Here is an 11,991-nt window from a genome sequence, read left to right as displayed (position 1 = left end):
TCAGTTCACGAATCTCAGGTCCGCGATCGCCCCGCTGGCCACGAGCATGACGTAGAAGTCGGTCAGCACCAGCGTGCCGAGCGTCGTCCAGGCCAGCGCCATGTGCCGGGTGTTGAGTTTCGTCACCTGGGTCCAGATCCAGTACCGCACCGGATGCTTGGAGAAGTGCTTCAGCCTGCCCCCGGTCACGTGCCGGCACGAGTGGCAGGAAAGCGTGTAGGCCCAGAGCAGGACGACGTTGGCGAGCAGGACGACGTTGCCCAGCCCGAAGCCGAAGCCGCCGGTCTTCCCGTGGAACGCCGTGATCGCGTCGTAGGTGTTGACCAGTGAGACGACCAGCGCGACGTAGAAGAAGTAGCGGTGGACGTTCTGGATGATCAGCGGCAGCCGGGTCTCGCCGGTGTACTTCGCCTTCGGTTCCGCGACGGCGCACGCGGGCGGGGAGAACCACACCGCCCGGTAGTAGGCCTTGCGGTAGTAGTAGCAGGTCAGGCGGAACCCGAGCAGGAACGGCAGCACGACGAAGCCGAGGGGGATGAACCCCGGCAGGTCGCCGAACCAGTGGCCGAAGTGGCTCGAGCCCTCGACGCAGGACGTGGACAGGCAGGGTGAGTAGAACGGCGTCAGGTAGTGGTAGTCGGGCACCCAGTAGGCGGTGCGCACGAACGACCGGACCGTCGCGTAGACGATGAAGGCGCCCAGCCCGAGCACGGTGAGCAGGGGCTGGAGCCACCATCGGTCGGTCCGCAGGGTGCGTTCGGCGATCCTGGCCCGCTTCGGGGACCGGACGCCGGTGCCGACGCCGTTGTCAGCCGGAGCGCTCACCGCTGGTCGCGCTTGTAGCCGCCGACACCTTCGTCGTCCGCGCCGTGCCACAGCGCCGGGTCGTACGGCGTGTCGGGAACTTGGACGCGCTCCGCGGCCTTCGCCTGGGTCGGCACGGCGAGCGGCGTGCCGTCGAGATCGGCGGTGTCGATGTCGAGACGCTCCACGTCGTTGGCGAGCCGGCGGACCGCGGAAGCGTCGCCGTACCGAGAGCGCAGTGCGCCGACGCACTGCCTGAGCTGACCGATGGTTCGCCGCAGCTCGGCGATTTCGGAGGTGGACATCATGCCTCCCGGGTGGTGGTGGGGCCGGCAGGGAACCGTCCGGGCGATCACTCGCCGTACGGCTCTGCCACGCGTCGTGCAGATGTGACAACTAGCACACTAACGGTTCCCGAGGTGATCGGGGTCACGCGAACCGATCATCTGAATCGATTTTGATTCGGCGTTTCCGCGAGGTACTGTGGCCAGTGTCACGACCCAGAGGCGCCAGCGCTGCCGTCCCGCGGACCACCACGAACCAGTGATCCGGAGCCGGACATGAGCCACACCTCCACCACGCCCCTCCACCGCGTCGTCGCCGACGTCACCGCCCGCATCACCGAGCGCAGTGCCGCGACCCGCGCCGCGTACCTCGGCCGCACGGCCGCCGCGCACGAAGAGGGGCCCGTCCGCCGCGGCCTCGCGTGCAGCAACCTCGCCCACGGCTTCGCCGCCATGGAGAGCGCCGACAAGGAGGCCCTGCGGGCCGCCCGCGCCCCCGGCGTCGCGATCGTCTCGTCCTACAACGACCTGCTCTCGGCGCACCAGCCGATGCAGGAGTACCCGGCCTGGCTGAAGAAGTCCGTCCGCGGCGCGGGCGGCGTCGCCCAGTTCGCCGGCGGCGTGCCCGCGATGTGCGACGGCATCACGCAGGGCCGCGCGGGCATGGAGCTGTCCCTGTTCAGCCGCGAGGTCATCGCGATGTCGACGGCCATCGCGCTGTCCCACGACATGTTCGACGCGGCGCTGCTGCTGGGCGTCTGCGACAAGATCGTGCCCGGCCTGCTGATCGGCGCCCTGTCCTTCGGCCACCTGCCGGTCGTGCTCGTGCCGGCCGGGCCGATGAACTCGGGCCTGCCGAACAAGGAGAAGGCGCGCGTCCGGCAGCTGTACGCCGAGGGCCTCGCGACCCGCGAAGACCTGCTCGACGCCGAAGCGGCGTCCTACCACTCGGCCGGGACCTGCACGTTCTACGGCACGGCCAACTCCAACCAGATGGTCGTCGAGGTGATGGGCCTGCACCTGCCCGGCGCCAGCTTCGTCCAGCCCGGATCGGCGCTGCGCCGCGCGCTGACCGAGGAGGCCGGGCGCCGCGTCGTCACGCTCTCGCGCGGCGAGGAGTACACGCCGGTCTCGCGGATCCTCGACGAGAAGGCGTTCGTCAACGGCGTCGTGGCGCTGCTGGCCACGGGCGGGTCGACCAACCACACGATGCACCTGGTCGCGGTCGCCGCGGCCGCCGGCGTCCAGCTGACCTGGGACGACTTCTCCGACCTCTCGGCCGTCGTGCCGCAGCTGGCGCGGGTCTACCCGAACGGCAGCGCCGACATCAACCACTTCCACGCCGCCGGCGGCATCCAGTTCCTGGTCGGCACGCTGCTCGACGCCGGGCTGCTGCACGAGGACGTGCACACCGTGGCCGGCTTCGGCCTGCACCGCTACCGCGCCGAGCCGATCCTGTCCGACGGCGAGCTGGTCTGGCGCGACGTGCCGACCCGCAGCCTCGACGAAGAGGTGCTGCGCCCGGCGTGGCGCCCGTTCGCCGCGGACGGCGGGCTGCGGATGGTCGCGGGCAACCTCGGCCGCGCCGTGGTCAAGGTGTCCGCCGTGGCGCCCGAGCGCCGGATCGTCCAGGCGCCGGCCCGGGTGTTCACGACGCAGGAGCAGTTCACGGCCGCCTTCGAGGCCGGCGAGCTGGACCGCGACGTCGTCGTGGTGATCCGGCAGCAGGGGCCGCGGGCCAACGGCATGCCGGAGCTGCACGGGCTCACCCCGGCGCTGGGCGTGCTGATGGACCGCGGGCACCAGGTGGCGCTGCTCACCGACGGCCGCATGTCGGGCGCGTCCGGCAAGATCCCGGCCGCGATCCAGGTGACCCCGGAAGCCGCGGCGGGCGGCCCGATCGCCCGCGTCGCGGACGGCGACGTCGTCCGCCTCGACGCCGCCGCGGGCACCCTCGACGTCTTCGTCGGTGACGAAGAACTCGCCCTGCGTGACCTTGTGGATTCGCCGCCGTCCGAAGCATCCTGGACCGGCACCGGCCGAGAGCTGTTCGCCGCGTTGCGCCGTGCCGTCGGCCCCGCCGACCAGGGCGCTTCGGTGTTCGGAGGGCTGACGCCGGAGCACTTCGGCATCCCCACGCACTCGTTGGAAACCCAGGAGGTTGGTCAGTGACCACCGGTTCGGACCTGCTCGCGCTGTCCCCCGTGATGCCCGTCGTGGTGATCGACGACGCCGACGACGCGGTGCCCACGGCCCGGGCCCTGCTCGCCGGCGGGATCGGGGTCATCGAGCTGACCCTCCGCACGCCGGCGGCGTTGTCGGCGATCGAGCGCGTCGCGACCGAGGTCCCGGACATCGCGATCGGCGCCGGCACGGTCACCTCACCGGGCCAGGCGAAGCAGGCGGCCGACGCGGGCTCGAAGTTCCTCGTGACGCCGGGCTGCACGGACGCCGTCCTCGACGCGTGCTTCGAGACCGGCTTGCCGTTCCTGCCCGGCGCGAGCACGGTGTCGGAGGCGATGCGGCTGGCCGAGCGTGGGCTCACGGCGTTGAAGTTCTTCCCGGCCGAGGCGTCCGGCGGGGTCGCGTACCTGAAGTCGATCGCGGGGCCGTTGCCGGGGCTGAAGTTCTGCCCGACGGGCGGGATCACGGTCGCGTCGGCACCGTCGTACCTCGCGCTGCCGAACGTCGGCTGCATCGGCGGCTCGTGGCTGACGTCCTCGCTCGATGTCGCCACGATCGAGAAGCTGGCCGCGGAAGCCGCGCGGCTGTAGCGGAGATCACCTGCAGGAAGTCCCTCCCCGAACGGCGGAACCGGCGTCCGGATTCCGGGAGCACCGTTCCAGTGCGCTGGAACGGTGCTCCGAGAGGGTGTGGCGGCCGTCATGGGTTCCGCCATTCGTTCCAGTCACCGGGGCATTTGCGCCACAGTCGGTGATTCACCACCTGTTAACGTCCCTCCTCGCAATTTCCAGCGAGGAGAACCGGTGTCCCTGACCAGCGTGGTCGCCCCCAGCACGTCCCCCGAGAACGTCGCCGCACTCGTCGGCGAACGGCTTTCCCTGTCCGCGCTCCACCAGTTGTGCGGCACCCTCGGCGGCTATTCCTTCGTCAAGGTCGTGGTCGATCGCGAACTGCGGACGATCCACTTCCTGAACGACGCGCGCCATTCCTTTCACGCGATCTATATCGGCGAGGAGATCCTCGGCGTCCCCGAAGAGCGGGTGCGCGCCGAGATCGACAGCTACAACGAACGCTTCTACCACGCGCCGGACCGCCGGTTCCTGCTCGGCATCCTCGCCCTGCACACACGGCAGGAGAAGAAGATCCTCTCGCTGGAGACGGTCGAGGTCGACACCATGCCGGCCGCGCTGATCCGCGAGTTCCACGCGTTCGTCGCGGAGTACGTCGACCCGGCGCTGCCGCTGCTGTTCAAGCCGGCGAACCAGCTGCAGGAGCGGCTCGTCCGGGAGATCCCGGCGAGCGAGCTCCCCCGCGTCTTCGCCCACGAACTGTTCTCCACGGCGCCCTTCGTGGCCCTGAACCCGGGCACGACGACCGGGCGGCTGCGCGCGTTCCGCACCGAAGCCGAGTACCGGGCCGCCACGACCACCGCCGGGCTGGCCTGGTCGGACATCATCGTGATGGACCGGGTGCCCGACGACATCCCGCGGCTGTCCGGCATCGTCAACGCCCGGCACACGACCCCGTTGTCGCACACCAACGTGCTGGCCACCGGCTGGCAGATCCCGAACGCCGTCCAGCTCGGCGCGCTGGCCGAGATCGACCGCCGCGGCCTCGACGGCAAGTGGGTCGAGTACACCGTGGACGCCCGGTCGCTCACGCTGCGCGAGATCGACGAGCCGGCCGACGCGACGCCGCCGTCCTGGTACGCCCAGCGCGTCACGCTGGAGGAACCCGAGTCCGACCACAGCCCGATCGTCGACCTCGCGCGGCTGCGCGCATCCGACCGCTACCGCTACGGCACGAAGGCCGCGAACCTCGGCGAGCTGCACCACGTCCTGGCCTGCGGTTCGCAGCGCCTGCTGGGCTTCTACCAGGTCCCGCGGCCGCCGCGGGAGAACCTGCTGCCGCACCTGGCCCAGCTGCTGGAGCAGACGGCGGGAACCACCGACGCCTCGGCCGCCGGCATCGGCTCGACCAGCGGGAGCATGGGCACTGCCGACAGCTCGACCACCGCCGGCAGCCTGCACACCACTGCCGGCTTAGCCGCCGCGAACAGTCTGGGCACCACCACCAACCCGGCCGCCGCCAACGACCTGTGCACCGCCGACAGCTCGACCGCCACCGGCTCAGCCGCTGCCAACAACTTGGCCGCCGCCACGGGCTCGACCACCGCCGGCGACCTGGCCGCCACCACCGGCTCGAGCGCCGCCGGCGACCTGGGTGCGGCCGCCCGCCGGCTGCTCGATCAGCGCATCCGCGTGCCGCGCGGGATCGCCCTGCCGTTTTCGCTGCAGCGGCGGTTCCTCGAGTCGTCGCCGCGGATCCAGCAGGCGATCGGCAAGCTGAAGATGGCGCTGGAGCTGGACGCACGCGAGATCGAGCCGTTGTGCGTCGAGCTGCAGAGCCTGATCCGGTCGGCGCGGCTGCCGGGCGCGCTGGCCGGCGAGATCGACTCCGCGCTGGTGTCCCAGCTGGCCGGGGTGCGGACGTTCGTCGTGCGCAGTTCGTCGAACGCCGAGGACCTCGCCGGGTTTTCGGCCGCCGGGATCTACGAGTCGATCAACCACGTCACCACCGCCGAGCGGATCTTCGCGAGTGTCAAGGAAGTCTGGGCGTCGCTGGTGTCGGTACGCAGCGTCCGGCTGCGCCACCAAGCCGGCATCTCGCTCGACGAGTGCTACATGGGCGTGGTGATCCAGGAACAGGTCGCGGCGGACTTCGGCGGCGTGCTGGTGACGACGAACCCGATGAACCGCGCGGACTTCCGCACGGTCTACGTCAACGTCTCGCCGATGGTCACCGACGTCGTCGACGGTTCGGCGCTGCCCATGCAGTACCTGTACTCGACGGTCGAGGGCGGCGGCCGCACGCTGTCCCTGGGCGACGCGGAGTCGGACCTCGACGAACGAGCCCACGAGCAACTGCAGCGGCTCGCCGTCGCCGGACGCCTGCTGCAGGCGCACTTCTCACCCGACTACACGTTCGACTCGCCGGTGGACATCGAGTGGCTCGCGGATCGCGACCACATCCACATCGTCCAGCTGCGCCCCTATTCGGCCTGAGTTCCTCCCGGGAGACACCATCATGCTGGGCTTTCGCCTGCCCGCGAAACCCGCCGTTCAGCGCGCCGTGCGGCTGACCTACGGGTTCCAGTTCTTCTTCGGCCTGTTGTTGTGGGTGCCGATCTTCTACCAGTACCAGAAGCTCATCGGCCTCGACGACGGCGAGATCTTCGGCATCCAGAGCATCTACTACATCGTGTTCTGCCTGCTGGAGATCCCGACCGGGATGATCGCCGACCGGTTCGACTACCGCACGTCGCTGAAGGCCGGCGCCGCTGTGCTCGTGGCGGCGAACCTGGTTCCGGTGTTCCTCGGTTCCTACACCGGGTTCCTGATCCACTTCATCCTGATCGCCCTGGCCCGCTCGCTGGTTTCCGGCGCGCAGAGCGCGTACCTCTACGAGTACCTGCACGCGAACGGCGCCGGCGAGCACTACCTTCGCGTCGAAGGCGTCGGCCGCGCGTACAGCCTGATCGGCAAGATCGTGTACTGGCCGGTGATCGGGCTGCTGATGGCGTGGAACCTCCCTTCCCCGTACTGGCTGACGGCCCTCAACGCGGCCGTCGCCCTCGCGTTCGCGATCAGGCTCCCGGCCGTCCCGGGCGGCCGTCAGGTCCGGGACAAGACGGCGTCACTGCTCGCGGGCGTCGGCGGCGCGCTGTCGGCACTGCGTTCGTCGCGCTGGCTGTTCTTGCTGATGGTGCAGGGCATCGCGATGTTCACACTGGTGCGCATCTGCCAGGTGAACCTGTTCCAGCCGATCCTCGAGTCGAAGACGCTTTCGGTGAACTGGTTCGGCGCGGTACTGGCCGCCATGACGGTCTTCGAGGCCCTCGGCGCGGCCCGCCCCCACCGGCTGCGCCGCGCCATCGGCCCGGTCGCCTCGGTGTTCACGCTGACGATCGTGATGGCCCTGTGCCTCGGGTTCATCGTGCTGTCGGGCTCGTTCGCGACGGTGGTGCTGCTGTGCGTCTTCGCGGTGGCGACGGGTATTTCGTTCCCGATCCAGAAGCAGCTGCTGAACGACTCCATCCCGGACTCCCGCTACCGCGCGACACTCCTGTCGATGGAGTCCATTGTGGACCGAGCGGTGTGCGCTTTGGTGGCGGTCGCACTGGGCGCGTACCTGTCGGCCGGCCGGCTCGACGAGTTCCTGGTGCTGTCGGCCGTGGTCACGTGCGTGGTGATGGGCCTGCTCGCGGTGCTGTTGCTGGTGGTCCGCAAGCACCGCTCGGACCGCCGGCTGCCGGTCGGACGGGAGCCGGCGCCCGCCCGCTCCGCCTGACACGCGGGCCGGTGCTCACGAACTGCCGAGCACCGGCACTGCGCCCGGCACCACGCCCCGTCACCGGCGACGGGGCTCCCGGTCGTAGTACACCGTCATCGTCAGGTCGTCTTTGCCCCCGGTGACCTCGCTGTGGAAGGTGATGTCCTGCACCTGGACGTCACCGAGCTCGTCGAGGCTGTCGGCGACCCGGCGCAGCAGCGCGGCCACATCACCCTGCCCGGGCCCCGCGACGTTGCTCTGGGAGAAGTGCCGGATCAACTGCTCGCCGCTCGGGGACGCCACCGTCAGTCGATGTAGGCGTCGTCCAGGAGAGTGGACTCCGCGCCGTACTCGCGGAGTTCCTCCTTGATCACCGTGTACGCCAGCCCTTGCGGGTAGCCCTTACGCGCCAGGAAGCCGAGCAGGCGCCGCAACGCCGTCTGCTCGTCGACGTTGCCCAGGGAGCCGAGCCGCTTGCGGACCAGTTCCCTGGCCATCTGCTCCTCGGACTCGCGGTCGACCTCTCCCGCCGCCTGCGCCGCGACCTCGTCGTCGACGCCCTTGCGTCGCAGCTCGGCCATCAGCGCGGTGCGGGACAGCCCCTGGGTCTCGTGCCGGGACTTCACCCACAGCTCCGCGAACTCCGCGTCGTTGACCAACCCCGCCCGGTCGAGCTTGCCGAGCAGGGTTTCGCTGGTCTCCTCGTCGAAGCCCTTGCGGTGCAAGGCCTGCCGGAGCTCCTCTTGAGTACGCGCACGCACGGCCAGGAGATCGAAGCAGATCTCCTTGGCCTTCTTGTAGCGCTCCTCCGGGGGCAGCTCCGACGGCGGGATCTTCGGGGCCCTCGCCACCTCGGTCACTCCTCGTTGTTCATGACCTCACCGCGAACCGCGGTCACGGTGAGGACCGATCCGTCCCTCAGAAGTCGACCGGCGCCGGGACAGCTTCGACGGCTTCGGCGTCGAGCTGCGGGCCGATGCCGAGCTTCTCCTTGATGCGCTTCTCGATCTCGTTGGCGATGTCCGGGTTTTCGCGCAGGAACTTCCGCGCGTTCTCCTTGCCCTGGCCGAGCTGGTCGCCCTCGTAGGTGTACCAGGCACCGGACTTGCGCACGATCGCCTGGTCGACACCCATGTCGATGAGCGAACCCTCGCGGGAGACGCCGTGGCCGTACAGGATGTCGAACTCGGCCTGCTTGAAGGGCGGGGCCATCTTGTTCTTCACGACCTTGACGCGGGTGCGGTTGCCGACCGGCTCGCCACCGTCCTTGAGCGTCTCGATGCGGCGCACGTCGAGCCGGATCGAGGCGTAGAACTTCAGCGCCTTACCACCGGTCGTGGTCTCCGGGGAGCCGAACATGACGCCGATCTTCTCGCGCAGCTGGTTGATGAAGATCGCGGTGGTGCCGGAGTTGTTCATCGCACCGGTCATCTTGCGCAGCGCCTGGCTCATCAGGCGGGCCTGCAGACCGACGTGCGAGTCACCCATCTCGCCCTCGATCTCGGCGCGCGGCACGAGCGCGGCCACGGAGTCGATGACCAGGATGTCGAGCGCGCCGGAGCGGATCAGCATGTCCGCGATCTCCAGGGCCTGCTCACCGGTGTCCGGCTGGGAGACGAGCAGCGCGTCGGTGTCGACGCCGAGCTTCTTGGCGTACTCCGGGTCCAGCGCGTGCTCCGCGTCGATGAACGCCGCGATGCCGCCGTTGCGCTGCGCGTTCGCCACCGCGTGCAGGGCGACCGTGGTCTTACCGGAGGATTCCGGGCCGTAGATCTCGATGACCCGGCCGCGGGGGTAGCCGCCGATGCCGAGGGCGACGTCGAGGGCGATCGAGCCGCTGGGGATCACGGCGACGGGTGCGCGGCCCTCTTCGCCGAGGCGCATCACCGAGCCCTTGCCGTACTGCTTGTCGATCTGCGCAAGGGCGAGCTCGAGCGCCTTGTCCTTGTCGGGTGCTGCAGGCATGGAAGTCCACCTCGCTGGTCTGAGCCCGCCGGGCTCTTTCGGTTCTTCAGCTGTCCGGTCCGACGCTAGCGGCGGGGTCCGACAATTCCAGGCGCGGCGCCCCATCTGTGGATCGCTGGACCCGATGTGGACAACACCATAGACGAACACCTGTTCGAGGTCGGCAGCGACACGCCCTTGCGCTAGGATTTTCGCCCGCCCGGGGCGGCGTCGCCCCGAAACGTGCAGGTCAGCGCCGTTCCGACGGGACGTCGAAGGCGTCGCAGACCTCTCGCCAGATCTCTTTCGCCGGGATTCCCGCGGTCAGCGCCTGGTCGACGGTGCGTCCACCGAGCGCACTGAGCACGTGATCCCTGGCCAGGACCTGAGCCCGCCCGGGACCGAACTCGTCGGCCATCAGGCGCCGGAAGACCGTGATCCGCATCGGACCCATGCTATCCGGGCGGTCGCGACGGGCACGAACGGCCCGTTCGCGCCCGTCCCGGGTCAGCTGCCGGGCTGGACGCTCGCCTCGAAGTAGTCGGCCAGCGTGCCCGGCGTGGTCGCCGCGGCCTGATCGCTCGAGTTCAGCTGGTAGATGAACCCCACCAGGGGCCGGTCCGACACGGTGAACACGAGCACCGCCGACGTCCTGCCCGCGGCGGACGAGTAGTGGCCCTTGAGCCCGTTGCCGCCCCAGTCGGCCTCGGTGCGATCGCCGCCGGCCGAGGTGAGCAGGCCGTCGGTGTACTGCTTCAGCGTGTCGGCGCTGTCACCCTGGACGTAGGTCACCTGGGTGCCCGCCCGGCCCGGCGCGGAGCAGGTCGAGGACGCGCCGAGGCTCTCCGCCGGCGCCGCCGGGCCGTTGCCCATGCCGGGCTTGCAGTCGCCGGTGTCGGCGATCTTCCCGGCGAGCTGGCGCAGGCAGCCGGTGAGGCCCTTGTCGTCGGCCTGGCCCGGCGTCTTGCACTGGTCCGCGGTGTAGGTCTGCGCCGAGGACGACGACGTCAGGAAGAACGTCAGGCCCGCCGCGAGCACGACGACCACCGCGACCGCGATCCCGATGATCAGCTTCTTCTTCCCGCCCGGCTTCGGCTCGGCCTTCTCGGCCGCGGGCGAGTACGCCGGGAAGTTCGACGGCGCGGGAGCCTGCACCCGCTGCGGGCCGCTGGGCGGGAAGTTCGACGGCGCGTAACCCGGGTACTGCGGCGGAGGCGGCGGCGAGTACTGCGGGCGGTGCGGCGCGGTGCCGGCCGCCACGGCCCCTTCGACGTTCTGCGTCCGCGCGCCGAGCCCGTCGCGGGCGACGTGCTGGGCCCCGAGCGCGACGGCGGTCTCCGGCTGGTCGAGGCTGCCCGGCACGACGCCGAGCTTCTCCGCGATCATGGCACCGACCAGCGGCAGCCGGCTCGATCCGCCGACGAGGTAGATGCCCGCGAGCCGGTCCGGCGCCGTCCCGGACGACCGCAGCGTCCGCGACAGCAGCTCGACGCTGCGCAGCATCGCCGGCCGCACCAGGCCTTCCAGCTCACCGCGCGTGACCAGGACGTCCTTGAACGGCTCCGGCATCGGCACCTCGGTCTGCGGGTGCCGCGAGAGGGCCTCCTTGGCCGCCTTCACGTCCTCCTGCAGCGCGCGCCGGGTCCGGCGGTCCGCGGTCGACTCGGGGCGCAGCAGCCGCTGCCAGCGCTGCGGGTCGGAGTGCGAGACCTCGCGCCCGACGTGCACCATCAGCGCCTGGTCGACGTCGAGGCCGCCGAGGTCGGGCAGGCCGTCCTCGGCGAGCACGGTGAACCCGGTCTGCGTGGCGCCGACGACGGCGACGTCGAAGGTGCCCGCGCCGAGGTCGTAGACGGCCAGTGCCTGCCCGGGCGCGAGCGCCTTGCCGGGGAACGACGCGAAGTGCGCCGCCGCGGCGACCGGTTCGGGCACCAGCAGGATGTTCCCGGCGACCCCGGCGAGCCGGGCGGCGGACATCAGGACGGTGCGGCGGGTCGGCCCCCACTGCGCGGGGTGGGTCAGCCGGACCTCGTCGGGCTGTTCGCCGCCGAGCTGGCGGGAAGTCTCTTCGAGGACGCGGCGGAGGATGGCGGCGAGGGCCTCGTTCACCGGCACGACGTCGGTGCCCAGCAACAGGGTCTGCTCGTCGATGCGGCGCTTGGGGTTCGGCTCGAAGCGGGTCGGGTCGAGGCGGGCGCGGCGTTCGGCGTCCCGGCCGACCATGATCGTGCCCTCTTCGGTGGCGAACACGGCCGACGGCATGTTGGCCGAGCCGTCCACTTCGACGACCCTCGGCGGCCTGCCGTGCGCCGACAGCACGGCGACGGTGTTGGACGTCCCGAGGTCCACCGACAGGATCCGCACAGCACTCCGCCTTTCGCGCGAAACACGCCTTGGCGGCGTTCGCCGTGATGCTGCCACGTGCGCGGTCACCGTGCGTGCG

The 11,991-nt window shown here is 70.4% G+C and carries 11 protein-coding genes; 4 read left to right on the top strand and 7 right to left on the bottom strand.

Translation table 11 applies throughout. The annotated features are described in order from the left end of the window. Nucleotides 1-825 carry a hypothetical protein gene (locus OHS18_RS43225; protein ID WP_328614698.1) on the bottom strand — a complete coding sequence of 275 codons (825 nt, stop codon included), beginning with the start codon at nucleotides 823-825 and terminating at the stop codon, nucleotides 1-3. Further along, entirely contained in the window at nucleotides 822-1,109 is a 288-nt protein-coding gene (locus tag OHS18_RS43220) for a hypothetical protein (protein WP_247063001.1), read from the bottom strand. The genes OHS18_RS43225 and OHS18_RS43220 overlap by 4 nt, the downstream gene beginning before the upstream one ends. Nucleotides 1,110-1,364: 255 nt before the next feature. Here OHS18_RS43220 and edd point away from each other — a divergent pair, with 255 nt between their 5' ends. The 4 genes from edd (at nucleotide 1,365) to OHS18_RS43200 (ending at nucleotide 7,622) form a co-directional block, all read left to right on the top strand. Beyond that, complete coding sequence (gene edd, locus OHS18_RS43215) at nucleotides 1,365-3,260, top strand: phosphogluconate dehydratase (protein WP_328614697.1); 1,896 nt, start codon at nucleotides 1,365-1,367, stop codon at nucleotides 3,258-3,260. Next, nucleotides 3,257-3,862, top strand: coding sequence for a bifunctional 4-hydroxy-2-oxoglutarate aldolase/2-dehydro-3-deoxy-phosphogluconate aldolase (gene eda / locus OHS18_RS43210; RefSeq protein WP_328614696.1), 606 nt, complete (start codon nucleotides 3,257-3,259; stop codon nucleotides 3,860-3,862). The genes edd and eda overlap by 4 nt, the downstream gene beginning before the upstream one ends. A 213-nt stretch (nucleotides 3,863-4,075) precedes the next feature. Further along, on the top strand, nucleotides 4,076-6,337 hold the full coding sequence (locus tag OHS18_RS43205) for a PEP/pyruvate-binding domain-containing protein (RefSeq protein WP_328614695.1): 2,262 nt from the start codon (nucleotides 4,076-4,078) through the stop codon (nucleotides 6,335-6,337). A gap of 22 nt (nucleotides 6,338-6,359) precedes the next feature. Continuing rightward, nucleotides 6,360-7,622, top strand: a complete 1,263-nt coding sequence (locus tag OHS18_RS43200) for an MFS transporter (RefSeq protein ID WP_328614694.1) — start codon at nucleotides 6,360-6,362, stop codon at nucleotides 7,620-7,622. Nucleotides 7,623-7,682: 60 nt separating this feature from the next. Here OHS18_RS43200 and OHS18_RS43195 read toward each other — a convergent pair whose 3' ends face one another. The 5 genes from OHS18_RS43195 to OHS18_RS43175 all read right to left on the bottom strand — a co-directional run bounded on the left by OHS18_RS43195 (nucleotide 7,683) and on the right by OHS18_RS43175 (nucleotide 11,912). Next, nucleotides 7,683-7,907 carry a hypothetical protein gene (locus OHS18_RS43195; RefSeq protein WP_328614693.1) on the bottom strand — a complete coding sequence of 75 codons (225 nt, stop codon included), beginning with the start codon at nucleotides 7,905-7,907 and terminating at the stop codon, nucleotides 7,683-7,685. Between the two features lie 2 nt (nucleotides 7,908-7,909). Beyond that, on the bottom strand, nucleotides 7,910-8,437 hold the full coding sequence (locus OHS18_RS43190; protein ID WP_328459012.1) for a regulatory protein RecX: 528 nt from the start codon (nucleotides 8,435-8,437) through the stop codon (nucleotides 7,910-7,912). Nucleotides 8,438-8,522: 85 nt separating this feature from the next. Beyond that, a complete protein-coding gene (recA, locus tag OHS18_RS43185; RefSeq protein ID WP_328442927.1) occupies nucleotides 8,523-9,569 on the bottom strand; it encodes a recombinase RecA in 1,047 nt (348 codons plus the stop codon). A 229-nt stretch (nucleotides 9,570-9,798) separates the two neighbouring features. Beyond that, on the bottom strand, nucleotides 9,799-9,993 hold the full coding sequence (locus tag OHS18_RS43180; protein ID WP_328442928.1) for a DUF3046 domain-containing protein: 195 nt from the start codon (nucleotides 9,991-9,993) through the stop codon (nucleotides 9,799-9,801). A gap of 62 nt (nucleotides 9,994-10,055) precedes the next feature. Continuing rightward, nucleotides 10,056-11,912 (bottom strand): Hsp70 family protein, encoded by a 1,857-nt coding sequence (locus OHS18_RS43175; RefSeq protein ID WP_328614692.1) that lies wholly within the window; start codon nucleotides 11,910-11,912, stop codon nucleotides 10,056-10,058. Between the last annotated feature and the right edge of the window lie 79 nt (nucleotides 11,913-11,991).

Source organism: Amycolatopsis sp. NBC_00355 (assembly GCF_036104975.1).
Taxonomy (GTDB): Bacteria; Actinomycetota; Actinomycetes; order Mycobacteriales; family Pseudonocardiaceae; genus Amycolatopsis.
This window is presented reverse-complemented; position numbering and strand designations above follow the sequence as displayed.

What these genes read in the sequence shown, in the direction of transcription:
- OHS18_RS43180 (WP_328442928.1), bottom strand. Translation starts at nt 9,993, where the DNA reads ATGCGGATCACGGTCTTCCGGCGCCTGATGGCCGACGAGTTCGGTCCC.
- recA (WP_328442927.1), bottom strand. Translation starts at nt 9,569, where the DNA reads ATGCCTGCAGCACCCGACAAGGACAAGGCGCTCGAGCTCGCCCTTGCG.
- OHS18_RS43200 (WP_328614694.1), top strand. Translation starts at nt 6,360, where the DNA reads ATGCTGGGCTTTCGCCTGCCCGCGAAACCCGCCGTTCAGCGCGCCGTG.
- edd (WP_328614697.1), top strand. Translation starts at nt 1,365, where the DNA reads ATGAGCCACACCTCCACCACGCCCCTCCACCGCGTCGTCGCCGACGTC.
- OHS18_RS43220 (WP_247063001.1), bottom strand. Translation starts at nt 1,109, where the DNA reads ATGTCCACCTCCGAAATCGCCGAGCTGCGGCGAACCATCGGTCAGCTC.